Source organism: Agromyces lapidis, from assembly GCF_009749405.1.
In the GTDB taxonomy this organism is placed as follows: domain Bacteria; phylum Actinomycetota; class Actinomycetes; order Actinomycetales; family Microbacteriaceae; genus Agromyces; species Agromyces lapidis.
Map to the genome: position 1 here is coordinate 181,564 of NZ_WBIQ01000002.1, position 21,628 is coordinate 203,191.

Consider the following 21,628-nt stretch of genomic DNA (forward strand, 5'->3'; position numbering starts at 1 on the left):
CTCGTGTCGAACACCCTTCAGGTTCCGACGGCCGCGCCGGGAGCTTCGGCTCCCCGCGCGGCCGGCGGGGCCGCCCGCAAGAGCCTCCTGACCCGGAGCCGCCCCTGGCTCCTCCTCGCCCCCGCGCTCGCGGTGCTCGCCGTGCTGCTGCTGTGGCCGCTCGTGCGGGTGCTCCTCTTCTCCCTCCAGGACTACGGCCTGCGCGAGATCGTCTCGGGCGAGCCGAACTGGATCGGCCTCGCCAACTACGGCGAGATCTTCACGAGCCCCGAGCTCTACACCGTCGTGCTGCCGAACACGGTCGGCTTCGCGGTGCTGGCGGTCGCCGGCACCGTCGCCCTCGGCACCGCCGTCGCCGTGCTCATGGCGAGTCTCGGCGGCTTCTGGCGCACCGTCGTCGGCAGCGCCATCATGATCGCCTGGGCCATGCCCGCGGTCACCGGCACCTACGTCTGGATCTGGATCTTCGACGCCGACCGCGGCATCGTCAACGAGACCCTCCAGGCCCTCGGACTCCAGGACGAACCCGTCAACTGGTTCACCAACCGCTACACCTTCTACGGCATCGTCCTCCTCAACGTCATCCACCACGGCTTCCCGTTCGTCGCCATCACGATCCTCGCCGGCCTCCTCGGTGTGCCGAAGGAGATGCTCGAGGCCGCGGAGATGGACGGTGCGGGCCCCTGGCGCCGCTTCTGGCGCATCATCGTGCCGAACCTCAAGCAGGTCTTCGCGGTCGTCATCATCCTGTCGACCATCTGGGACTTCAAGGTCTTCGCGCAGGTCTACCTCATGCCAGGCGGCGCCGGCTCGAACCGCGAGGCGCTGAACCTCGGCGTCTGGTCGTACGTCGAGTCGTTCGGCCAGAACCGCTACGGCTTCGGCTCGGCGATCGCCGTGCTGCTCACCCTCGTACTGCTCGGCATCACCGTCGTGTACGTGCGCACCATGCTGAAGGAGGAGGAGCTGTGAGCACCGTCACCACCGAAGAGCGGTCGGATGCCTCGCGCGGCACCCGGCCCGAGGCATCCAGCGATGTGGCGCGGCTGCGCAAGGGCCGCACGTCGGCGCGCAAGGCGCGCGTCGCGGGCGGCAAGGCGGTGCTCGTCGTGCTGCTGCTCGGCTTCACCCTGTTCCCCGCGTTCTGGATGCTCTCGAGCGCCTTCGACGCGCAGGCCGGCGCCGGCGGGCAGCAGCTGCTGCCCCGCGAGTGGTCGCTGTCGAACTTCGAGTACGTGCTCACCGAGGGCGGATTCGACGTGTTCCTGCGCAACTCGGCGATCGTCGCCGTCGTGACGGTGCTCGCGAGCGCGCTGCTGGCCCTCCTCGCCTCGGTCGCGGTCGCACGCTTCCGATTCAAGTTCCGCACGGCGATGCTCCTCATGATCCTGATCGTGCAGATGGTGCCGCTCGAGGCGCTCGTGATCCCGCTGTTCGTGCAGGTGCGCGACCTCCAGCTGCTGAACACGCTGCTCGGCCTCATGGTCGTCTACGTCGCCCTTTCGCTGCCCTTCGGCATCTGGATGCTGCGCGGCTTCGTCGCCGCGGTGCCCGTCGAGCTCGAGGAGGCCGCCTACATCGACGGCGCCAGCTGGGGGCGGATGTTCCGTTCGGTGCTGCTGCCTCTCGTCATGCCCGGACTCGTCGCGACGAGCGTGTTCTCGTTCATCACCGCGTGGAACGAGTTCATCTTCGCCATGACCCTGCTCGGCGGGGCCAGCGAGAACTACACGGTCGCGATCGGCCTCAAGCAGTTCTTCGGCGAGCACTCCAACGAGTGGGGCTACATCATGGCCGCATCGACGATCATCACGATCCCGGTCATGATCTTCTTCGTCATCGTCCAGCGTCGCTTGTCGAGCGGCCTCGTGGCCGGCGCGGTGAAGGGGTGACCGCCGCGGACGATCCCACCATCAGGGACTTGGTGGGCGGAGTGCTCTGGCCCGGCTTCCTCGGCCGGAGCATTCCGGACTGGCTTCGCCGCGAGCTCGACTCGGGCCTCGCGGGCGCCGTGCTCTTCGCGCACAACCTGCACGGTGAGCCCGCAGGCGCTCTCGCGGCCGAGTTCGCCGCGTACTCGGCCGAGACCCGGCCCCTCCTCGTCGGCATCGACGAGGAGGGCGGCAACGTCACCCGCGTCGACGCGGCGCTCGGTTCGACGCTGCCGGGCGCGGCGCAGCTCGGCTTCGTCGACGACCTCGGGGCGACCGAGGCGGTGGGCGAGCAGCTCGCCGACCGGTCGCGCGCGGTCGGGGCGAACGTGGTGCTCGGCCCGGTCGCCGACGTCAACACCGACCCGCGCAACCCGGTCATCGGCGTGCGCTCCTTCGGCGCCGACCCCGAGCTCGTCTCGCGGCACGCGGTGGCGCAGCTCCGCGGCATCCAGCGGGCCGGTGCGGCCGCATGCGTGAAGCACTTCCCGGGGCACGGCGACACGCACCTCGATTCGCACCACGCGATGCCCGAGCTCACGATCGGGCTCGACGAGCTCGAGCGCATCCACCTTCCCCCGTTCCGTGCGGCGATCGCCGCGGGCGTCGCCGCCGTCATGACGGCGCACATCATCGTTCCCGAGTGGGGCACCGCGCCGGCGACCCTGAACCCGGTCGCGCTCGCCCACCTACGCGGGCTCGGCTTCGAGGGCGTCATCATCACCGACGCGCTCGACATGGCGGCGGTGCGCGAATCGGTCGGTGCCGGGCCCGGTGCCGTGCAGGCGCTCCGCGCGGGCGCCGACCTGCTCTGCATCTCGAACCCGACGAACCCGGGCGCGGCGGCCGCAGCCGACCAGGACGTGCGCGACTTCCGCGAGGTCCAGCAGGCGATCTTCGCCGCGCTCGACGACGGAACGCTCGACGTCGCGATCGTCGCGCGCGCGGCCGAGCGGGTGCGCAGGCTCGCGGTCTCGCTCGACGCGGCCCCGTCGAACGAGCGGATGCCACTGGACACGCGCCGGGTCGCCCGCGAGGCGATCACCGTGGACGCCGAGATTCCGGCGCTGCCGGGCGCGCGAGCGGTGCTCGACGTGCGCGGTCGTTCGACGCTCGCCGTCGACAGCGACGCCGACTACGTCGAGCGGGCGCTGGCCGCCGGCGGGCGGGTGCTGCGCGGCGACGCCGCGGTGCCGGGCGGCGGCCCGCTCGTCGTGATCGTCGACGCCGTCGGCGCTCCCGGCCCGCAGCGCGACCGCGTCGCGAACATCGCGGCGATCCGCCCCGACGCCGTCGTGGTCGACACCGGCATGCCGGGCGAGCCCCTGCCGCTGCCGACGCTGCACACCCGCGCCGCGAGCCGCCTCGCGGCCGAGGTCGCGAGCGAACTGCTCGAGTCGGGGGCCGGCGCGTGATCGTGCTCTCCCTGCAGTCGGGCACCTCGGCGGACGGCATCGACGTCGCCGTCGTCGAGATCCGACCCGCGCACGACGCCGTGGACCCGAGCACCCCGCCGCTGCAGCTGACGCCGCTGCACACGAGCACGATCGACTGGGAATCCGCGCTCCGCGCGAGGATCCTGGCGGTCGCGGCCGGGGAGGCCCTCGACGCGGGCGGGTGGACCCGGCTCACCACGGAGCTCGGCCAGGCCTTCGCCGAAGCGGCGGCACGTGGCATCCGCGCATCGGGTTCGACGCCCGATCTCATCGTCTCGCACGGCCAGACCGTGCACCACTGGGTCGAGGGCGGGCATGCCCGCGGCACCATGCAGCTCGGGGAGCCCGCGTGGATCGCCGAGCGCGCGGACGTGCCCGTCCTCTCCGACGTGCGCATGGCCGACATCGCCGCGGGCGGTGAGGGGGCGCCGCTCATGGCGTTCTTCGACCGCCTGTGGCTGGGCGACGAAGCCCGGGCCGCTGGGCGCACGCTCGCGACCGTGAATCTCGGCGGCATCGCGAACGTGCAGCTCGTGGGTGCCGACGGTTCCGTCGTCGCCTTCGACACCGGCCCCGGCAACTGTCTCATCGACGCCGTGGTCGACCGGCACTCGGCGGGCGCGCAGGGCTACGACGACGGCGGTCGGCTCGCCTCCGCCGGGCGGGTGCACGAGGGGCTCCTCGCCGAACTGCTCGCGCACCCGTACTTCGCGGCCCCTGCACCGAAGTCGACCGGACGCGAGACCTTCGACCTCGGGGTCGTCGACGCCGCGGTCGCCGCGGCCGCCGGGCCCGACGCGCTGCCCGTCGCCGACCTGGTCGCGACGCTCACCGAGCTCACCGCGCGCTCGGTGGTCGACGCGCTCGCCGAGGCCGCACCGGCGACGCTCATCTGCTCGGGCGGCGGCGCCCTGAACCCGGTGCTGCTCGCCCGCATCGCCGAGCACGCCACTGCTCGCGGAATCGCCGTCGAGTCGAGCGCCGCGCGCGGCCTCGACCCGGCGTTCAAGGAGTCGCTCATGTTCGCGCTGCTCGGGTACTGCAGCCGGCACGGCGTGCCGATCCAGCTCGGCCCCGAGCCGGCGGGAGCCCGCGTGCTCGGGCGGTTCTCGCCCGGGCCGGCACCGCTCGAACCGACCGCGCCGCTCGCCGGCGTGGCATCCGTCACCATCGAACACCGCACCATCGAACACCGCACCAACGGGGGAGCAACACCATGAGCGGTCACCCACCGCAGCAGTCGGCCGAGCATCGCGCGCTGCGCGAGCTGCTCGGCGAACTCTCGACCGAGCAGGTCAACGACGCGCACGCCGGATTCGACCTGCTCTCGACCGAGGCGCAGCTCGCCGCCATGCAGGCCGAGAGCGCCCAGGCCGTCGCGGCGGTCACCGAGGCGACCCCCCAGATCGCCGCCGCCGTCGACGCCATCGTCGCGCGCCTGCGCAGCGGCGGCCGCCTCGTGTACGCGGGGGCCGGCACCGCGGGCCGCATGGGCGTGCTCGACGCGAGCGAGATCCCGCCGACCTTCGGCACCGATCCCGCCCTCGTCGTCGGGCTCATCGCGGGCGGTGACGGCGCGCTGCGCTCGGCCGTCGAGAACGCCGAGGACGACGCGGCGCTCGGCGCCGCCGACCTCGAGGCGATCGGGCTCGGCCCGTCCGATGCGTTCATCGGCATCTCGGCGTCGGGGCGCACCCCGTACGTGCTCGGCGCCATCGAGTACGCCAAGCGCGTCGGCGCGCTCAGCATCGGTTTCGCCTGCAACGCGGACTCGGCGATCGGCGCGGCGGCCGACCTCGCGATCGAGACCGTCGTCGGCCCCGAGATCGTGGCCGGGTCCACCCGGCTGAAGGGCGGCACCGCGCAGAAGCTCGTGCTCAACGCGATCTCGACGATCGCCATGGTGCGGCTCGGCAAGGTGCACGGCAACCTCATGGTCGACGTGCAGGCCACCAACGCCAAGCTCCGCGCACGAGCCGAGCGCATCGTCATGCAGGCGACGGGCGTCGACGCCGCCACGGCCTCCGCGGCACTCGCCTCCGTCGACGGGCATGTGAAGGCCGCGATCCTCGTCACCATGACTGGGGTGGATCCGCAACTCGCGCTGGCGCGCCTCGCCGCCGAAGATGGAGTGCTGCGCGATGCTCTCTCCAGTGTGCGCGACACGACCGTCGAATAGGGGCGGCTGCCATCACGAGGAGAAGGAACGGAAGGCTGGAGATGTCGTCGAACGTGCTCTCGACCGTACGTGAGGCGGTGCCGCGCCTGAGCTCGTCCGAAGCGCGCGTGGCCGAGGCGATCATCGCCGATCCCACGCTCGTGGTCGACCTCACCATCACCGACCTCGCGCGCGTCTGCGGCACCTCGCTCTCGACCGTCGCCCGGTTCTGTCAGACGCTCGGGTACTCGGGCTACCGCGAGTTCCGCATGGAGGTCGCGAGCGCCGTGAGCCGCGAGGCCGCGGAACGCGACCGCTTCGGCATCGCGAACGCCGACATCGACCCCGACGACACCGCGGCCGACGTCGTGGCGAAGATCGCCTTCCACGAGGTGCTCGCCATCGAGCAGACGGTGGGCGGCCTCGACATGGCGGTGCTCGACGGGGTCGTCGACGCGATCGTGGCCGGTGCGCACGTCGACCTCTACGGCTTCGGCTCGAGCGGGCTCACCGCCCAGGACCTGCAGCAGAAGCTCTTCCGCATCGGCATCTCGGCGTTCTGCTCGGTCGACGTGCACCTCGCGCTCGTCTCGGCGGCGCTGCGCGGGCCGGGGGATGTCGCGATCGGCATCTCGCACTCGGGGCTCACCGCCGAGACGAATCACGCGCTCGAAGTCGCCCGTGAGGCTGGTGCGACGACCGTCGCCGTGACGAACTCGCCCGAGTCGCCGATCGCCGAGCTCGCCGAATTCGTGCTCATGACGCACGCCCGCGAGTCGAGCTACCGGGTCGGAGCGATGTCGAGCAGGATCGCCCAGCTGGCCGTCGTCGACTTCCTGTTCGTGCGGCTGGCGCAGCGCATGGGGGACTCGGTCGCAGAGCCGCTGCAGCGCACCTTCGAGGTCACCGCGACCCATCGGGTCGGGCCGCGGCGCCGGCCGGTCTAGCCGGTTCGGTGCCGTCGAGTAGGCGGCCGTGAACGTCGAGCTAGTACGCGGCCGTGAACGTCGAGCTAGTACGCGGCCGTGAACGTCGAGGTGTAGAGCTCGCGGAGCGCGGGCATCCCGCCGGCCGCGAAGGCCGCCCGCTGCCGTGATCCGCCCGTGCCCTGCTCGAGCAGGCGCGCGAGGCCGGATGCGACGAGCTCGGCATCGCCGCTCGCATCGAGCGCGGGAGCGAGCAGCGCCTGCGCGCGGTCGAGCACCTCGAGCGCCGGGCGGAGTTCGCCGAGCACCGGGTCGAGCACGAGCGCGTCGAGCCCGCTGTGCGCCGAGTGCAGCAGTGCGGCGTTCAGGAGCTCGGGGCCGGGGGCGGCCTCGGTCGTCGGCACGACGGAGGCCGCGGCACCGAGGGAGGTGTCGATCACGCTGTCGACGAGCGCCCGGAACACCGCCGCGAGGAGCACGGTCGACCACGCCTCGAGCTGGGCGTCGGCGATCCTGATCTCGATGGTGGGCACGTGAGCCGAGAGCCGAGCAGCCCACATGATGATCGCGCGGTCCTTCATGCCGCCGATGCCCACGAGCCGCTCGAGCCGCCGGTCGTAGTCGGCGGCGTCGCGGAACTCGGGCGGGCACCCCGCCGTCGTCCAACGGCGCTGCCCTACGTTTCGCCAGCTCTCGTAACCGGTGTCGTGACCGCGCCAGATGGGCGAGTTGCCGGTGAGGGCCGACAGCAGCGGCAACCAGTTGCGGACGGCGTTGAGGGCACGCACCCCGGCGTCGCGATCGACGATCCCGACGTGCACGTGCAGCCCTTGGATCTGATGGTCGGCGACCACACCCTCCATGTCGTGGACGATGCGCTGGTACCGCGGGGTGTCGGTGATCGTCGGGAAGGGCAGCGCGTCGGGCGGGCAGCCGACGCTCGCCGCGACCACGCCGTACCGGTCGGCCTCCGCGGCGACCCCGCGGCGGAAGTCGACGAGCGCCTCCCGTGCGTCCGACATGCGCGTGAACACGGCCGAGGCGTGCTCGACCTGCGCGGCGAGGAACTCGCGATGGGCGAGGGGCCGCCACCTGGGGTCGGCGGAGAGGTGCGCGAAGGCACCGTCGGCCACGTCGGCCGGGCGCAGTGTCTCCCGGTCGAGGAAGACGAACTCCTCCTCGACGCCGAAGGTGGTCATCGCGGCTCCCTCTCGCTGCTCACACTCTCCTCAGGGGGCGGTCGCGCGTCAAGGGCTCGCCCCCATCGGGGGTCAGAAGAGCAGCAGCATCGCCACGCTCGACGCGAGCGTCACGACGAGCGAGCCCGCCACGAGCGCGGCCACGACGATCAGCGCCACGCGCCCGCGGGGGAGACGGTCGCCCGAGTGCACCGGCCTGGTCACGAACGGCGATGCGGATGCCACGGCGCTGCCGTGCACGGTCGGTACGGTCGTGTGCTCGGGCACGAGGCGCATGGTCTGCATGAGGGGCTGGGCGAGTTCGTCGGCGCCGTCGGCGGTCGCGGCGAATGTGCCGGCCGGTGCCGGGATGAGCGCCGTGACGAGGCCCGGCGCCAGCGGCGGTGCGCCCGCTGCGGCGGGTGACGGGGCACCCGCCTTGCGGGCCGTGTGCGGGGTCCAGCTGCGACCGTCCCAATAGCGCAGCCACGTGGCATCCGCTTCGTCGTCGTACCAGCCCGCCGGGTGCTCAGCCATACGCGGCCGCGGCGTCGGGGGAGGTCATCCGCCCACTGTAGAGCCGCGCGTCAGGCCGCGCGATCGGCAGAACTCCCCATGGCGGCGAGCACGCGTTCGTGGTCGTGCCGGCTCGCTCCGGCGACGGCGACGGCGCCGGCGTCGACCGGTGCGTCGGGGCCGAGCGCCGCGGTCGGCGGGATGACCTCGGATGCGGCGACGGCACCGGCTCGGCGCACCATGCGGGCCGCCTGCACGAGCACCACGCCGAGTACGGCCCCGGCCGTGTTCATGACGAGGTCGCGCGGGTCGGAGATGCGATCGGGCTCGGGCACCTGGATGAGTTCGATGACCGTCGTGAAGGCGAAGCCGACGAGCAGTGCGAGCGGCCAGGCCCGACGGGGCAGCAGCAGGGCCGCCAGCACGCCCACCGGAATGAACAGTGCGACGTTGAACGCGATCTCGGCCAGATAGCCGGTGGTCCACGTCACCTGGGCCGTCCACGCGTCGAGGTTCAGGATGCCGCCGTCGAGCTGGTTGCCGGTCGTGCGCCAGGGCGCCGGACCGACCGTCACCCACAGCACGAGGGCCGCGTACGCGGCAGCGACGAGACCGAGGGGGCGGCGATCCATGGCCCGATTCTCCTCCTCCGAGCCTTCGAACGGGCTGGATTCGCCCCGGGAGTCCGATCCGAACGTCACAATCCGGTCGCGACCGGTGTGCTGCGGCGCAGAAATCGATAGTGTATCTTCACTGATTCCTCCATCAAGCGGGCGCCTGCCCGCGCCTCCATTCGATTGCCCGGAGGCGGACCGATCCGCGTGGCATGACCCGATACGAGACGGCGGATGCCTGCATGGCATTCCTCCCCTCGCCCCCCGCTCCGTCTGGCAACCCGCCGTGCGGGGCAGCGATCGACCGTCGATCGCATCGGGCCCGCAACAGCGGCCCATAAGGACAGAAGGACAGCAGTATGGCAACTGGAACCGTCAAGTGGTTCAACGCCGAAAAGGGCTTCGGCTTCATCGCTCCCGACGACGGCTCGGCCGACGTCTTCGCGCACTTCAGCGCGATCTCGGGCAACGGCTACCGCTCGCTCGAAGAGGGCCAGAAGGTCGAGTTCGACGTCGCGCAGGGCCCGAAGGGCCTGCAGGCGGAGAACATTCGCGGCCTCTGAGTCATCGGCAGAGTCGAACGCCGTCGCGGCACCAGCTGCGGCGGCGTTCGTCGTATCCGGGCGGTATCACAGGTTCACCGTCTAGTGTTGAGCCCGCGAGCCCTCGTCATCTGCACGAGCGGCACGCGAGCTCCCGGTGACGGACGTCGTCGCTGGGAACCCGCACGACTTGGAAGTCGTGCACGTCGCAGTCGCCTCGGCGACTCGGCTCTACAGAAGGAAATGAATATGGCAACCGGAACCGTCAAGTGGTTCAACGCCGACAAGGGCTTCGGCTTCATCGCCCCCGACGACGGCACCGCCGATGTCTTCGCGCACTTCAGCGCGATCGCGTCGGGCGGCTACCGCTCGCTCGAGGAGAACCAGAAGGTCGAGTTCGAGACCGCCCGCGGCCCCAAGGGCCTGCAGGCCGAGAACATCACCGTCATCGGTTAGTTCTCCCAGCGCGTTTCAGACGACGGATGCCTCGGCGCCCTCCCGTTCCCGGGAGATGCGCCGGGGCATCCGTCGTTGAAGCGCACCCGCCGCTGAGCGTCTTCAAAGCTTCGGTGCCTACGATCGGAGCAGATCGACCCCGGCCCGCGGTCGGCCCCGAAGGAGGAGCCCCATGCAATGCCCCAGTGACGGAACCGTGCTCGTGATGAGCGAGCGCAGCGGCATCGAGATCGACTACTGCCCGACGTGCCGAGGGGTCTGGCTCGACCGCGGCGAACTCGACAAGATCGTCGAGCGGGCCGGCCGCGAGTTCGGCGGCGCCCCCTCCGCGCCCGCCGCGCCCCAGGCTCCGTCTGCACCGGTGCCGCCCCAGCAGCCGGCCTACGGCCAGCAGGCGTACCAGCAGCCCTACGACAACCGCGGGTACGACAACCGCGGCTACGACAACCGCGGGTACGGCGACCAGGGGTACGGCCGCAAGAAGAAGAAGGAGAGCTGGCTCTCCGAGCTCTTCGACTGAGTCGTCGAACACGAATGCCGCGCGGGCCCACTCGGGTGCCCGTGCGGCATTCGTCGTCGATGGACCCGGATCAGGCCGCGTTGAACTCGACCGGGTGCGGGCCGGTGCGGCCGTCGCGCTCGAGCGCGTCGATCGCCGCCAGCTCGTCTGCGGAGAGCTCGAATCCGAAGACGTCGAAGTTCTCGGCGATCCGCGAGGGCGTCACCGACTTCGGGATCACGACGCGCCCCTGCTGCAGGTGCCAGCGCAGCACGACCTGCGCCGGGGTCGCGTCGTGTCGCGCGGCGATCGAGGTGACGGATGCCTCGCCGAGCACGGCGCCCTGCGCGAGCGGGCTCCACGCCTCGGTGACGATGCCGTGGCGATGGTTCGCCGCGACGGTCGCGCGGTTCTGCAGGGCGGGGTGCAGTTCGACCTGGTTCACCGCAGGCACGAGGCCGGTCTCGGCGATCAGCCGTTCGAGGTGGGCCGGCTCGAAGTTCGAGACGCCGACGGCGCGCACGCGGCCCTCGTCGAGCAGACGTCCGAGTGCTCGCCAGGTGTCGACGAAGAGCTCGCGCTCGGGCGTCGGCCAGTGGATCAGGTACAGGTCGAGACGGTCGAGCCCGAGCTTGCCGAGGCTCGTGTCGAACGCGCGGAGCGTCGAGTCGAAGCCCTGATCGGAGTTCCAGACCTTCGTCGTGACGAACAGCTGCTCGCGGTCGATGCCCGATTCGGCGAGCGCGCGGCCGACGCCCGCCTCGTTGCCGTAGATCGCGGCGGTGTCGATGCTCCGATATCCGGCGTCGAGTGCTGCGGCGACCGCTGCGGTCGTCTCGGGGTCGGGAACCTGGAAGACGCCGAAGCCGAGCTGCGGCATCTGCACGCCGTTGTTGAGGGTGACGTCGGGGACGGTGGGGTTCATGTGATCGCTTTCAGTGGTGAGCAGGGCGGACGGGGTCAGTGGGCCGCGGCCGGTGCGGGCGCGGTCGGGGGTGCCGCCGGTGCCGTGGCATCCGGCTGCTCGGCGGCGAGCGGTGCGGTCCGGCGAGCCGTCGCGGCGGCGATCGCCATCACGACGAGCGCGGCGACCGTGATCGCGGCACCGACCCAGATGGGCGAGGTGAAGCCCAGACCGGCGGCGATGGTGAGGCCGCCCGCCCAGGCTCCGAGCGCGTTGCCGAGGTTGAACGCCGCGATGTTCGCGCCGGAGGCGAGGGTCGGCGCCTCGGCGGCGTAGCGCATGACCCGGCTCTGCAGGCCCGGCACGGTGCCGAAGCCGAACGCGCCCATGAGCACGAGCAGCACGATCGTCGCGACCGGGCTGAATGCGAGCCAGGCGAACAGGGCGAGCACGACGACGAGGGCGCCGATGAAGGCGAGCAGGGTGCCGTCGATCGAGCGGTCGGCGAGCCGGCCGCCGGCCCAGTTGCCGGCCACGAGCCCGGCGCCGAAGAGCACGAGCAGCCACGGCACGGTTGCGGTGTCGAAGCCGCTGACCTCGGTCAGCGTGTAGGCGATGTAGGTGAACGCACCGAACATGCCGCCGAAGCCGAGCACGGTGACGGCGAGCGAGAGCCAGACCTGGCCCGAGCGGAACGCGGAGAGCTCGCGGCGCAGGCTCGGGGCCGCTGCGGCGCCTGCGGCGCCCGTGCGGTCGAGTCTCGGCACGAGGGTCGCGATGCCGACGAGGGCGATGACGCCGATCACCGAGATCGCCCAGAAGGTCGCGCGCCAGCCGTACTGCTGGCCGATGAAGGTGCCGAACGGCACACCGAGCACGTTCGCGGCGGTGAGGCCGGTGAACATGATCGCGATCGCGCCGGCCGCCTTCTCGGGGGCGACGAGTCCGGCGGCCACGACGGAGCCGATTCCGAAGAAGGCGCCGTGGCAGAGCGCGGCGATGATGCGACCGCTCATCATGAGTTCGTAGCTCGGGGCCATCGCCGAGACGGCGTTGCCGGCGATGAAGAGCACGAGGAGGCCCATGAGCACGGGTTTGCGGGGGAGGCGGGTCGTCGCGGCGGTGAGGCCGAGCGCGCCGACGACCACGGCGAGGGCGTAGCCCGAGATGAACCAGCCTGCGGCGGCCTCGCTCACGCCGAAGTCGGCGGCCACCTCGGGCAGCAGCCCCATGATGACGAATTCGGTGAGGCCGATGCCGAAGCCGCCGATGGCGAGTGCGATGAGGCCGAGTGGCATGCGCGGTACTCCTGATACAGTAGAGACAATTAGTTGCAGACGCGTTCTATTGCGCAAGCGACGTTAATACTTGCACACGCAAATACAAAGCGCAAGCAACTATCTTTCGAAGGAGGCAGCATGGGCATCGCCGACGACGCCGTCGAGGTGCGCGCGCAGGGATGGCGCACGCTCGCGGCCCTGCACGGGCTCATCGAATCCGAGCTCGAACGCGCACTCGGGGCATCCGTCGACCTCTCGGTCGTCGAGTACACCGTGCTCGATGCGCTGAACCGCCAAGACGGCTGGCACATGCGCATGCAGCAGCTCGCCCGCGCGACGGCGCTCAGTCCGAGCGCGACGACCCGGCTCGTCAATCGACTCGAAGACCGGGCGCTGCTCACCCGCATCCTCTGCGCCGACGACCGGCGCGGCATCTACACCGAGCTCACGGCGGCCGGGCTGGCGCTCTACGAGCAGGCGCGCCCGATCCATGACGAGACCCTCGAGCGCGTGCTCGCCGAGGCGGCCGGGCAGCCCGAGCTCGCCCCGGTCGTCGACGCGCTGCACGCCGCGGTGCCCGTCGCCGGCTGACCCGCCACGGCACCCCGCCCGGGCGGGAGGCCCGGGCGCGCTTCACGGTCGTGGCGCGGCGATCAGCCCTGCGCCGGGCCGCCGATGTTCACGAGCCAGGTCACGCCGTAGCCGTCGGTGCACATGCCGAAGGCGTCGCCCCAGGGGGCGACCTCGAGCGGCACGATCTCGGAGCCCGAGGCCAGCAGCTTCTCCCAGTAGCCGCGCAGCGTCGCGTCGTCCTCGTAGCCGCCCGAGAGCGAGACCGAGATGTTGCTCGTCTCGGGTACGGGCGGCATGTGGCTGGGCGTGTCGGCGACCATGAGCACGATGCCGCCGTCGCCCTCGAGCTGACCGTGCATGACCTTGTCGGCGTCGGCGGGGTCGTCGGCCTGCCCGAACTCGGCGAAGGTGTTGACGGTGAGCTCGCCGCCGAATACCGAGTGGTAGAACTCGAGCGCCGCGCGCGCATCGTCCTTGAGGTTGATGTAGGGGTTGAGCCGTGCCATGGTGCGTTCCCTTCGCTGGGTGAGCGGTCAGTGCCGATGATTCCCGCACGCGCGGCCCGCCGCAAGACCCCGTCCCCGCCACGGATGCCTCGTGCTCGACGATGTCCGAGCAGAAGACCCTTGACGTCATCGCGGGATCGTCGTATCTTGTAATCAACCAAATGGTTGATCAATGAACTGATTGAGGAGGGGCGATGATCGTGGACCCGAGTGCGGACGACCGGCTCGATCGCGCGTTCATGGCCCTCGCCGATCCGGTCCGCCGGCGTATCATCGCCCGACTCAGTCGGGGCCCGGCGACCGTCAATGAACTGGCCGACCCGTTCGAGATCAGCAAGCAGGCCGTCTCCAAGCACATCCAGGTACTCGAGCACGCCGGTCTCGTCACGCGAACGCGCGACGCCCAGCGACGCCCCGTGCACCTCGACCCGGCGGCCCTCGAAGCCCTCACCGCGTGGATCGACCGATACCGGTTGATCCACGAGCAGCAGTTCCGCTCGTTGGACTCGCTGCTCGCCGAAAGCACCACCGCGGAGGCCTCGTCCGAGGCGTCCGACCCCGCGGTCGGCGAAGCCGGCCGCCGAACGGAAGAAGAACGATCATGACGAACCCCGTCAGCATCACCGCCCCCGAGGGGCTGCCCTTCATCGACATCGACCGCGAGTTCGACGCGCCCGTCGCCGCCGTCTTCGAGGCCCACCGCGACCCCGCGCTCGTGAAGCAGTGGCTCGGGCCCGACGGCTACGAGATGGCCGTCGAGCGGTGGGACTTCGTGCCGCAGGGCGGCTACCGCTACGTGCACACCGACACCGACGGCGCGAAGTGGGCCTTCAACGGCACCTTCCACTCGGTGCGCGAGAACGAGATCGCGATCCAGACCTTCGAGTTCGAGGGCTACCCCGATGTCGTCGCGATCGAGACGCTGCGCTTCGAAGATCTCGGCGGCGGCCGCACCCGCCTCCGCATCCACTCGGTCTACCCCGATGTGCAGAGCCGCGACGGCATGGTCGCGAGCGGCATGGAGACCGGACTCACCGAGGGCTACGCGCGCCTCGATGCGCTCGTCGCCTGACGTGCCGACCCTCGGAGAGGAGCAGAACATGGACTGGACGCTCGAAGTGGTCATCGTGCCGGTGGCCGACCTCGACCGGTCGATCGAGTTCTACCGCGATCGCGTCGGGTTCGAGCTCGACCACCGCACGGTCACCGAGCACATGGACGTCGCGCAGCTCACGCCGCGAGGGTCGGGCTGCTCGATCGTCATCGGCACGCTGCCCTCGCAGCGGGAGATGGCGCCCGGCTCGCTCAAGGGCCTGCAACTCGTCGTCGCCGACGCCGAGGCGGCTCGCGCCGAACTCGTCGAACGCGGCATCGATGCGAGCCCGATCCAGGTGATCGACCCGCGCGACGGCGGCACGTTCTTCGGCTTCGCCGACCCAGACGGCAACACGTGGGCGGTGCAGCAGATCACGGCCAGGGCCGAGCGCCCGCTCATCCCGGTCGAGGCGCGGCAGCGCTTCGGCGCCGAGCAGGAGGCCTGAGCCGGCTCGTGCCGCCGCCACGGTCTCGGAGATCACCACGACCTCGGAGCGCTTCGCGAGAATCGTCCGATCGTGCGCAGACCCCCGAGGCCGTGGCGCGCGGCCGAGCCGTCGCGTGTCAGGCGCGGGCGACCGGCTGCCGCAGGATCGTGCGGAGCTTCTCGGGCGCGGAGCGCCGCGGGTCGCCGAAGTAGACCTCGTGGTGCCGCCCGTTGAAGCGCAGGCCCTGAGCGGGCATGAACTCGTCGTGCAGCCGGGCGAGCGTCGGGCCCTCGTCGTCGTAGGCGCCGCGGTGCAGCGTTTGCACGCAGAGCCCCTCGGTGAGGGTCTCGAACCGCAGCCGGGCGACGGCGGGCGCCTTCGCGAGCGCCTTGGCGAGCGCGGCCTGCTGCATGCCGGGCGTCAGCCAGTCGGGCTGCCAGATCATCATCGTCCAGCTCCAGGCCGACTTCTCGCGGGTCACGAAGACCGACGGGTCGGCTGCGCTCCACAGCCCCTCGAGCGGGCCGACGACGTAGTCGCGCTCGAGCTCGCGCTTGCTCTGGAACTTCGCCGCGTACGAGACCGCGTAGAGCGCCTCGACCGCTGCGGTGTACTCGGGCGCCGTGTTCGGGTCGCCCTCGCCGTCGACCATCGCGTAGCGCAAGGGCGGCACTTCGACGAGGTCGAAGGCGCCGTGCGCGGCGGTGTAGCTCGGGATCTCTCGTTTCGGATCGAACTTCGTCGTCGCCATCACGCCATCATCGCGCGACCCGGCGACACGGCGACCCGGCCGCGCCAGAACTTCGGGGATCACCGCAGTCTCGGACGGGTTCCGCGTTCCGCGACCGATCGGGCGGCGTTCTCCGATGAGGCGGCGTGCGCGTCAGGCGTCGACGGCGGCGGCCGGGGCCGGCTCGGCTGCAGGTGCCGGGCGTCGGCGCGCCTGCCCGGCGACGGCGAGGCTCAAGATGATCACTGCGCCCACCACGAGCAGCGCCGAGCGCGCCCCGACCTCGTCGGCGAGCAGTCCGAACAGCGGCGGCGCGGCGAGCGAGGAGATCGTCGAGAAGCTGGTCACGACCGAGACCCGCTGCCCGGCCCGGTCGGGGTCGTCGGAGGCCGCGGAGATCGCGATCGGGTTGCCGAGCGCGGTGCCGCACCCCCAGAGCACCAGGCCGATCCACGCCACCGCGAGATCGGGGCCGAAGACGAAGAGCAGCAGGCCCGCGAGCGACGAGAACCCCGAGACGCGCAGCACGGCGACCCGGCCGAATCGGTCGATGAGCCCGGTGCCGACGAATCGGAACACCGTCATCGCCCCGACGAAGGTGCCGTACGCCATCGCGCCCGTCGCCTCCGCGGCGGCGAAGCCGTCGACGACCGCGAGCGAGATCCAGGTGGTGGCCGCCCCTTCGGCGAGCGAGGCCGCGAGCAGCACCACGCCGAGCAGCAGCGTGCGCGGTTCGAGCCACGCGCCGAGCGCCGACCGCACGGCGTTCCGGTTGCGGTCGCGGGTCGAGTCCGCGTCGACCGATCCGGTCGCGGTGGTGACCGGCGACTGCGGGGTGAGGCGCATCGAGGGCGCAACGAGCAAGGCGCGCAGCAGGGTCACGACGGCGGTGACGATCAGGATCTGCGTCGCGACGTGCGCTCCGGCGAACGCGAAGCCCGCCGCGACGAGCGCGCCGAGCGCGGCCCCGATCGAGAAGGCCGCGTGGAACTGCGGCAGCACGGCCTTTCCGAGGCGCTGCTCGACGGCGGCCGCGTTGATGTTGATCGGCACGTTCACGAGTGCGCCGCACACGCCGTTGATCGCCATCCCGGCGATGAAGAACCCGAGTCCGAAGCCGAGCAGCCCCGTGGCATCCAGGCCGAAACCGACGACGTTGCCCACGATGCCCGCGATGAGCACGTTGCGGCTGCCGAAGCGCGCGATGATCGCACCGACCGTGAGCGCGCCGACGAGCGAGCCGAGCCCGCCGATGATGAGCAGCGAGCCGAGCTGCAGCGAGGTGAGCTCGAGGGCGTCGCGGATCGACGGCATCCGGCTCATCCACGAGACCTGGATGAGGCCGAACAGGGCGAACTGGGCCATGAGCGCCCAGCGGGCGGATGAGACGGTCGGCATTCGTCGAACGTAGCAGTAAGGATTCCTTACCCGATGGCGGGATCCGGCCATCGAGGCGGGACATCCTGCCGCACCGCCGACCGGCCCTCGGCGACCCTCACTCGCCGCGTGGCACCTCGAACCGCCAGCCGGTGATCCACTCGGGGTCCTCGCCGTGCTCGTAGGCGTACGCCCGCGCCGCCGTTCGGGCCGCCTGCCACTCCTCGACGAGCTCTTCCACGCGCGGGCGCGACGCGAGCCCGGGCACCCGGTGCACGACGTCGAGGGCCAGCCGGTACCGGTCGAGGTCGTTGAGGTGCAGCATGTCGAACGGCGTCGTGGTCGTGCCCCGCTCGGCGAAGCCGCGCACGTGCAGGTTCGCATGGTTCGTGCGGCGGTAGGCGAGCTGGTGGATGAGCGACGGATAGCCGTGGAACGCGAAGATCACGGGCTGCGTCCGGGTGAAGACGGCGTCGAACTCCTCGTCGGTCAGCCCGTGCGGATGCCGCGACCGGTCCTGCAGGCGCATCAGGTCGACGACGTTGACGAGGCGCACCCGCAGCGCGGGCAGCTGCAGGCGCAGCAGCTGCGCCGCGGCGATCGCCTCGACGGTGGGCACGTCGCCCGCGCAGGCGATGACGACATCCGGCAGGGATGCCCCGGGGTCGCCGGCGTCGAAGCCCGGCTCGTTGCCCGCCCAGGCCCACACCCCGAGCCCGGCGCCCACGTGCGCGTCGGCCTCGTCGGGCGAGAGCCACTGCTGCTGCGGCTGCTTGCCGGCCACGACGACGTTGACACGATTGCGGGTGCCGAAGACGTGCCGCATCGTTGCCAGGAGGGTGTTCGCGTCGGGCGGCAGGTACACCCGCACGATCTCCGCCTGCTTGTTGACGACGACGTTCAGGAAGCCGGGGTCCTGGTGCGAGAAGCCGTTGTGGTCCTGGCGCCACACGTGCGACGAGAGCAGGTAGCTGAGGCTCGCGACGTCGGCACGCCACGGCACCTCGCGGGCCGACTCGAGCCACTTCGCGTGCTGGTTGAACATCGAGTCGACGATGTGGATGAACGCCTCGTAGCTCGTGATGAGCCCGTGCCGACCGGTGAGCAGGTACCCCTCGAGCAGGCCCTGCATGAGGTGCTCGCTGAGCGCTTCGATCACCCGGCCGCGCCGGGCGAGGTGCTCGTCGAGCGGGTGCAGGGCCTCGGCCCACACCCGGTCGGTGACCTCGAACACGGCGCCGAGCCGGTTCGACAGCACCTCGTCGGGGCCGAACAGCCGGAACGTGTCGGGGTTCTCGCGCACGACATCGGCGAGCCAGGCGCCGAACACCCGGGTCGCCTCGCCGCTGAGCCCGCGCCCGTCGGACGGCACGTCGAGGGCGTGCGGACGGGTCGGGGGCAGCTCGATCGGGCGCACGATGCCGCCGTTCGCGTGGGGGCTCGCACTCATCCGCAGCGCGCCCGACGGTCGCAGCGCGTCGAGCTCGGCCACCGGGCGGCCGTCGTCGTCGAACAGCTCCTCGGCTCGGTACGACCGCAGCCAGTCGTCGAGCATCGCGAGGTGCGCGGGGTTCTCGCGCACGCCCGCGAGCGGCACCTGGTGGGCGTGGAACGTGCCCTCGACCTGCACGCCGTCGACGACGCGCGGCCCGGTCCAGCCCTTCGGGGTGCGCAGCACGATCGCGGGCCATCGGGCTGCGCGCGCCGCGAAGGCCCCGGCCGCGGCATCCGCCCGGATCGCGGCGATGCGGTCGTACGCGACGTCGATCGCGTCGGCCATGCGCGCGTGCACCGCCATCGGATCCTCGCCGTCGAATCCGCCCGTGACGAGCAGCGGCTCGTAGCCGTGGCCCCGGAAGAAGTCGACGAGCTCGGACTCGGGGATGCGGTCGAGCAGCGTCGGGTTCGCGATCTTGTAGCCGTTGAGATGCAGGATCGGCAGCACCGCGCCGTCGGTCTCGGGGTCGAGGAAGGCATGGCCCCGCCAGCTCGCCGCAAGCGGCCCGGTCTCGGCCTCGCCGTCGCCGATGACGCACGCGACGACGAGGCCGGGGTTGTCGAGCGCCGCGCCGTAGGCGTGCATGAGCGCGTAGCCGAGCTCGCCGCCCTCGTTGATCGAACCGGGCGTCTCGGGCGCCGCGTGCGACGGGATGCCGCCCGGGAACGAGAACTGCCGGAAGAGCCGCGCCATGCCCTCGCGGTCGGTCGTGACCTGCGGGAACAGCTCGGAGTAGGTGCCGTCGAGCCAGGTGTTCGCGACCATCGCCGGTCCGCCGTGGCCCGGGCCGCACACGTACAGCGTCGGGGTGCCGCGCTCGACGATCGCCCGGTTGAGGTGCGCATAGACGAGGTTGAGCCCGGGCGAGGTTCCCCAGTGGCCGAGCAGGCGCGGCTTGATGTCGTCGCGCGCGAGCGGTTCGTCGAGCAGCGGGTTGCGCATCAGGTAGATCTGCCCGACGCTCAGGTAGTTCGCGGCCCGCCACCAGCGATCGACGAGTTCGAGCGGGACGGTGTCGCGAGGCGCATGGTCGGATGCCTCGTGCTCGCCGCCCGTCGGTCGTGCCCGTCGTCCCTCAGCTCCGGCCATCGTCGCCACCCCGTTCGATCGTCCGCCACCCCGAGCCTAGGTCGGTGTCATGACGCCTGGCCAGCGCTCCGCCCGCCGGGCGCGCCGTCGCGCGCGGGTTAGGCTCGGGGCGATGGGATCGGTGTTCACGGGGTTCGCGGTGATCGCGCTCGCCGTGTTCGTGGGATGGCTGGCGGGGCGCACCGGGGTCGTGGGGCCCGAGGCGCGGCCCATCCTCGCCCGGCTGACCTTCAGCGTGCTCGCGCCGTTCCTCTTGTTCTCGGTGCTCGCGACCGCCGACGTGCGGGCCCTGTTCTCCGTGCTGCTGCCGGTCTCGGCGCTCGCCGCCGTCGCGATGATGCTCGTGTTCGGGCTCGTCGCGATGCTCGTCTGGCGGCGCGACCTCGCCCGCACCGTGGTCGGTTCGCTCGCCTCGGGATACGTGAACGGCAACAACTTCGGCATCCCCATCGCGGTGTACATGCTCGGCGACGCGGCCTATTCGGCGCCGATCGTGCTGCTGCAGCTGCTGCTCTTCGCCCCGGTCGCCCTCGCGATCCTGGGCGCCAGGGTCGAGGGGCGCACCTCGGCCGTGCAGATCGTGCGCGGCACCTTCACCAACCCGATCATCGTCGGCTCGCTCGCCGGGGTCGCGGTCGCGGTGGCGGGCATCGAGCTGCCGCCGATCGTGCTCGAACCGGTCGAACTGCTCGGCCACGCCGCGGTGCCCCTCATGCTCATCTCGTTCGGGCTCTCGCTGAACGGCCGGCGGATGCTCGCCGCGGGCAGCGGCCGGCGCGAGGTGCTGCTGGCGTCGACGCTGAAGCTCGTCGCGATGCCCGCGGTCGCATGGCTGCTCGGCCGCTTCGTCTTCGGGCTCGACGACACCGCGCTGTACGCGGTCACCGTGCTCGCGGCGCTGCCGACGGCGCAGAACGTCTTCAACTTCGCACAGCGCTACGACACCGCCGAGATCGTCGCGCGCGACACCGTGTTCATCACGACGATCGGCTGCCTGCCGGTTCTGCTCGCACTGGCGTTGCTGCTCGGCTGACGTCGGCCGCCCGCGGCATGATGGGTCGCGAGCCGAGGAGGTCGCATGCCCTTCCACACCGACGACGGCGAGCGTCTCGCCGAGCTCGGCCTCGCGCAGCGACCCGCGGATGCCCCGAGCTTCGAGCTGACCGCGGCGCTCGTGTACCTCGACCCCGAGACGGGCCGTCGCTACCGGGTGCCCGCCCGCGGCGAGGCATCCGCCGCCCCGACCGACCTCGCCTCGGTGCCGACGCCGCTCTGGGGGCTCATCGCGAGCCACGGTCGGCAGTCCGCGCCCGCGGTGCTGCACGACGCGAGGTCGCGCGAGGCGGCCGCGCTCGGCGACCGTCGGGCGGCGCTCGCGCAGCGGCGCGAAGACGACCGCGTGTTCCGCACGGCGCTTCGCGAGCAGGGCGTGCCTCGCGTGCGCGCGAGCCTGATGTGGGCGTGGGTGTCGGCCGATCGCGAGCGGGAGTTCGGCGGCGTTCCGGGATGGCTCGTGCTCGTCCAGTCGGGCATCGGGGCGCTCGTGCTCGTTGGGGCCGTGATCGCGGCGTTCTCGAATCCGATCTGGCTCGTCGCCTGGCCCGTCGTCGGGCTGGTCTCGCTCGTGCGCGGGCGGCTCGCGCCGCTCGTCGCGACGCTCACCTTCTCGCTCGCCCTACTCGGGCCGCTCGTCATCGTGCAGCTGGCCGTGCTCGTGCCGTTCCGGCTCGTCGAGGCAGCGGTCGAGCTCGTCACCGGCGGCGACCCCGGCGGGGTGTGGCGGCCGACCCTGCGCGCCGATCGACCCCGCGACGGCGAAGTTCAGGGTTAACCCTGATTCTCGCGCGTGCACCCGTCGGTACTTTGGGAACCGATCGCCGCCCGTGCACCGC

The 21,628-nt window shown here is 71.6% G+C and carries 24 protein-coding genes; 15 read left to right on the forward strand and 9 right to left on the reverse strand.

All coding sequences use genetic code 11. The features are described from left to right. Positions 1-3: 3 nt before the first annotated feature. The 6 genes from GQQ93_RS04020 to GQQ93_RS04045 all read left to right on the forward strand — a co-directional run bounded on the left by GQQ93_RS04020 (position 4) and on the right by GQQ93_RS04045 (position 6,472). Entirely contained in the window at positions 4-972 is a 969-nt protein-coding gene (locus tag GQQ93_RS04020; protein ID WP_157422955.1) for a carbohydrate ABC transporter permease, read from the forward strand. 74 nt (positions 973-1,046) lie between these two features. Continuing rightward, entirely contained in the window at positions 1,047-1,892 is an 846-nt protein-coding gene (locus tag GQQ93_RS04025) for a carbohydrate ABC transporter permease (RefSeq protein ID WP_157423372.1), read from the forward strand. After that, positions 1,889-3,346, forward strand: a complete 1,458-nt coding sequence (locus GQQ93_RS04030; protein ID WP_246192079.1) for a glycoside hydrolase family 3 protein — start codon at positions 1,889-1,891, stop codon at positions 3,344-3,346. The genes GQQ93_RS04025 and GQQ93_RS04030 overlap by 4 nt, the downstream gene beginning before the upstream one ends. Then, positions 3,343-4,587: an anhydro-N-acetylmuramic acid kinase gene (locus GQQ93_RS04035; protein ID WP_157422956.1), complete on the forward strand. Its 1,245-nt coding sequence runs from the start codon at positions 3,343-3,345 to the stop codon at positions 4,585-4,587. Before GQQ93_RS04030 ends, GQQ93_RS04035 begins: the two co-directional genes overlap by 4 nt. Then, the gene (murQ, locus tag GQQ93_RS04040; protein WP_157422957.1) at positions 4,584-5,546 is read left to right on the forward strand and encodes an N-acetylmuramic acid 6-phosphate etherase; all 963 of its coding nucleotides are present in this window, start codon (positions 4,584-4,586) and stop codon (positions 5,544-5,546) included. Before GQQ93_RS04035 ends, murQ begins: the two co-directional genes overlap by 4 nt. A gap of 41 nt (positions 5,547-5,587) precedes the next feature. After that, positions 5,588-6,472: a MurR/RpiR family transcriptional regulator gene (locus GQQ93_RS04045; protein WP_157422958.1), complete on the forward strand. Its 885-nt coding sequence runs from the start codon at positions 5,588-5,590 to the stop codon at positions 6,470-6,472. A 65-nt stretch (positions 6,473-6,537) separates the two neighbouring features. Here the strand turns inward: GQQ93_RS04045 and GQQ93_RS04050 are convergent, their stop codons facing one another. The 3 genes from GQQ93_RS04050 to GQQ93_RS17830 form a co-directional block, all read right to left on the reverse strand. Next, positions 6,538-7,650: a carboxylate-amine ligase gene (locus GQQ93_RS04050; protein WP_157422959.1), complete on the reverse strand. Its 1,113-nt coding sequence runs from the start codon at positions 7,648-7,650 to the stop codon at positions 6,538-6,540. A gap of 72 nt (positions 7,651-7,722) precedes the next feature. Further along, positions 7,723-8,166 (reverse strand): DUF2510 domain-containing protein, encoded by a 444-nt coding sequence (locus GQQ93_RS04055; protein WP_157422960.1) that lies wholly within the window; start codon positions 8,164-8,166, stop codon positions 7,723-7,725. Positions 8,167-8,216: 50 nt separating this feature from the next. Continuing rightward, positions 8,217-8,777 (reverse strand): VanZ family protein, encoded by a 561-nt coding sequence (locus tag GQQ93_RS17830; RefSeq protein ID WP_170296115.1) that lies wholly within the window; start codon positions 8,775-8,777, stop codon positions 8,217-8,219. Between the two features lie 341 nt (positions 8,778-9,118). Here GQQ93_RS17830 and GQQ93_RS04065 point away from each other — a divergent pair, with 341 nt between their 5' ends. The 3 genes from GQQ93_RS04065 (at position 9,119) to GQQ93_RS04075 (ending at position 10,277) form a co-directional block, all read left to right on the forward strand. After that, complete coding sequence (locus tag GQQ93_RS04065; RefSeq protein ID WP_022888560.1) at positions 9,119-9,322, forward strand: cold-shock protein; 204 nt, start codon at positions 9,119-9,121, stop codon at positions 9,320-9,322. A gap of 228 nt (positions 9,323-9,550) precedes the next feature. After that, entirely contained in the window at positions 9,551-9,757 is a 207-nt protein-coding gene (locus tag GQQ93_RS04070; RefSeq protein ID WP_022888559.1) for a cold-shock protein, read from the forward strand. A gap of 172 nt (positions 9,758-9,929) precedes the next feature. After that, complete coding sequence (locus tag GQQ93_RS04075) at positions 9,930-10,277, forward strand: TFIIB-type zinc ribbon-containing protein (RefSeq protein WP_157422962.1); 348 nt, start codon at positions 9,930-9,932, stop codon at positions 10,275-10,277. A gap of 70 nt (positions 10,278-10,347) precedes the next feature. On the opposite strand, the gene GQQ93_RS04080 is transcribed toward GQQ93_RS04075, so the two are convergent. Both GQQ93_RS04080 and GQQ93_RS04085 read right to left on the reverse strand, forming a co-directional pair. Further along, positions 10,348-11,181, reverse strand: a complete 834-nt coding sequence (locus tag GQQ93_RS04080) for an aldo/keto reductase (RefSeq protein WP_157422963.1) — start codon at positions 11,179-11,181, stop codon at positions 10,348-10,350. 35 nt (positions 11,182-11,216) lie between these two features. Continuing rightward, entirely contained in the window at positions 11,217-12,458 is a 1,242-nt protein-coding gene (locus tag GQQ93_RS04085; RefSeq protein WP_157422964.1) for an MFS transporter, read from the reverse strand. 120 nt (positions 12,459-12,578) lie between these two features. On the opposite strand from GQQ93_RS04085, the gene GQQ93_RS04090 reads away from it, so the two are divergent. Further along, on the forward strand, positions 12,579-13,031 hold the full coding sequence (locus GQQ93_RS04090; protein WP_157422965.1) for a MarR family winged helix-turn-helix transcriptional regulator: 453 nt from the start codon (positions 12,579-12,581) through the stop codon (positions 13,029-13,031). Positions 13,032-13,093: 62 nt separating this feature from the next. Here GQQ93_RS04090 and GQQ93_RS04095 read toward each other — a convergent pair whose 3' ends face one another. Next, positions 13,094-13,519, reverse strand: a complete 426-nt coding sequence (locus tag GQQ93_RS04095) for a VOC family protein (protein ID WP_157422966.1) — start codon at positions 13,517-13,519, stop codon at positions 13,094-13,096. Positions 13,520-13,713: 194 nt separating this feature from the next. Here GQQ93_RS04095 and GQQ93_RS04100 point away from each other — a divergent pair, with 194 nt between their 5' ends. Genes GQQ93_RS04100 through GQQ93_RS04110 form a run of 3 tightly spaced genes read left to right on the forward strand, consistent with a single transcriptional unit; the run spans position 13,714 to position 15,060 of the window. Continuing rightward, positions 13,714-14,124 carry an ArsR/SmtB family transcription factor gene (locus GQQ93_RS04100; protein WP_157422967.1) on the forward strand — a complete coding sequence of 137 codons (411 nt, stop codon included), beginning with the start codon at positions 13,714-13,716 and terminating at the stop codon, positions 14,122-14,124. Then, positions 14,121-14,591 carry an SRPBCC family protein gene (locus GQQ93_RS04105; protein ID WP_157422968.1) on the forward strand — a complete coding sequence of 157 codons (471 nt, stop codon included), beginning with the start codon at positions 14,121-14,123 and terminating at the stop codon, positions 14,589-14,591. Before GQQ93_RS04100 ends, GQQ93_RS04105 begins: the two co-directional genes overlap by 4 nt. A 28-nt stretch (positions 14,592-14,619) precedes the next feature. Continuing rightward, complete coding sequence (locus GQQ93_RS04110) at positions 14,620-15,060, forward strand: VOC family protein (protein WP_157422969.1); 441 nt, start codon at positions 14,620-14,622, stop codon at positions 15,058-15,060. A 118-nt stretch (positions 15,061-15,178) separates the two neighbouring features. On the opposite strand, the gene GQQ93_RS04115 is transcribed toward GQQ93_RS04110, so the two are convergent. From GQQ93_RS04115 to GQQ93_RS04125, 3 genes are all read right to left on the reverse strand, one after another. After that, positions 15,179-15,793, reverse strand: coding sequence for a GyrI-like domain-containing protein (locus GQQ93_RS04115; RefSeq protein WP_157422970.1), 615 nt, complete (start codon positions 15,791-15,793; stop codon positions 15,179-15,181). 132 nt (positions 15,794-15,925) lie between these two features. Further along, positions 15,926-17,170, reverse strand: a complete 1,245-nt coding sequence (locus GQQ93_RS04120) for an MFS transporter (RefSeq protein WP_170296116.1) — start codon at positions 17,168-17,170, stop codon at positions 15,926-15,928. A 97-nt stretch (positions 17,171-17,267) separates the two neighbouring features. Next, a complete protein-coding gene (locus tag GQQ93_RS04125; protein ID WP_157422972.1) occupies positions 17,268-19,736 on the reverse strand; it encodes a phosphoketolase family protein in 2,469 nt (822 codons plus the stop codon). 112 nt (positions 19,737-19,848) lie between these two features. Here GQQ93_RS04125 and GQQ93_RS04130 point away from each other — a divergent pair, with 112 nt between their 5' ends. After that, entirely contained in the window at positions 19,849-20,769 is a 921-nt protein-coding gene (locus tag GQQ93_RS04130) for an AEC family transporter (protein ID WP_157422973.1), read from the forward strand. Between the two features lie 45 nt (positions 20,770-20,814). Then, positions 20,815-21,567, forward strand: a complete 753-nt coding sequence (locus tag GQQ93_RS04135; RefSeq protein WP_157422974.1) for a DUF1353 domain-containing protein — start codon at positions 20,815-20,817, stop codon at positions 21,565-21,567. Positions 21,568-21,628: the final 61 nt, after the last annotated feature.

What these genes read in the sequence shown, in the direction of transcription:
- GQQ93_RS04115 (WP_157422970.1), bottom strand. Translation starts at nt 15,793, where the DNA reads ATGGCGACGACGAAGTTCGATCCGAAACGAGAGATCCCGAGCTACACC.
- GQQ93_RS04045 (WP_157422958.1), top strand. Translation starts at nt 5,588, where the DNA reads ATGTCGTCGAACGTGCTCTCGACCGTACGTGAGGCGGTGCCGCGCCTG.
- GQQ93_RS04110 (WP_157422969.1), top strand. Translation starts at nt 14,620, where the DNA reads ATGGACTGGACGCTCGAAGTGGTCATCGTGCCGGTGGCCGACCTCGAC.
- GQQ93_RS04085 (WP_157422964.1), bottom strand. Translation starts at nt 12,458, where the DNA reads ATGCCACTCGGCCTCATCGCACTCGCCATCGGCGGCTTCGGCATCGGC.
- GQQ93_RS04090 (WP_157422965.1), top strand. Translation starts at nt 12,579, where the DNA reads ATGGGCATCGCCGACGACGCCGTCGAGGTGCGCGCGCAGGGATGGCGC.
- GQQ93_RS04065 (WP_022888560.1), top strand. Translation starts at nt 9,119, where the DNA reads ATGGCAACTGGAACCGTCAAGTGGTTCAACGCCGAAAAGGGCTTCGGC.
- GQQ93_RS04125 (WP_157422972.1), bottom strand. Translation starts at nt 19,736, where the DNA reads ATGGCCGGAGCTGAGGGACGACGGGCACGACCGACGGGCGGCGAGCAC.
- GQQ93_RS04080 (WP_157422963.1), bottom strand. Translation starts at nt 11,181, where the DNA reads ATGAACCCCACCGTCCCCGACGTCACCCTCAACAACGGCGTGCAGATG.
- GQQ93_RS04100 (WP_157422967.1), top strand. Translation starts at nt 13,714, where the DNA reads ATGATCGTGGACCCGAGTGCGGACGACCGGCTCGATCGCGCGTTCATG.
- GQQ93_RS04135 (WP_157422974.1), top strand. Translation starts at nt 20,815, where the DNA reads ATGCCCTTCCACACCGACGACGGCGAGCGTCTCGCCGAGCTCGGCCTC.
- GQQ93_RS04075 (WP_157422962.1), top strand. Translation starts at nt 9,930, where the DNA reads ATGCAATGCCCCAGTGACGGAACCGTGCTCGTGATGAGCGAGCGCAGC.
- GQQ93_RS04055 (WP_157422960.1), bottom strand. Translation starts at nt 8,166, where the DNA reads ATGGCTGAGCACCCGGCGGGCTGGTACGACGACGAAGCGGATGCCACG.
- GQQ93_RS04120 (WP_170296116.1), bottom strand. Translation starts at nt 17,170, where the DNA reads ATGCCGACCGTCTCATCCGCCCGCTGGGCGCTCATGGCCCAGTTCGCC.
- GQQ93_RS04105 (WP_157422968.1), top strand. Translation starts at nt 14,121, where the DNA reads ATGACGAACCCCGTCAGCATCACCGCCCCCGAGGGGCTGCCCTTCATC.
- GQQ93_RS17830 (WP_170296115.1), bottom strand. Translation starts at nt 8,777, where the DNA reads ATGGATCGCCGCCCCCTCGGTCTCGTCGCTGCCGCGTACGCGGCCCTC.
- GQQ93_RS04070 (WP_022888559.1), top strand. Translation starts at nt 9,551, where the DNA reads ATGGCAACCGGAACCGTCAAGTGGTTCAACGCCGACAAGGGCTTCGGC.
- GQQ93_RS04130 (WP_157422973.1), top strand. Translation starts at nt 19,849, where the DNA reads ATGGGATCGGTGTTCACGGGGTTCGCGGTGATCGCGCTCGCCGTGTTC.
- GQQ93_RS04095 (WP_157422966.1), bottom strand. Translation starts at nt 13,519, where the DNA reads ATGGCACGGCTCAACCCCTACATCAACCTCAAGGACGATGCGCGCGCG.
- murQ (WP_157422957.1), top strand. Translation starts at nt 4,584, where the DNA reads ATGAGCGGTCACCCACCGCAGCAGTCGGCCGAGCATCGCGCGCTGCGC.
- GQQ93_RS04050 (WP_157422959.1), bottom strand. Translation starts at nt 7,650, where the DNA reads ATGACCACCTTCGGCGTCGAGGAGGAGTTCGTCTTCCTCGACCGGGAG.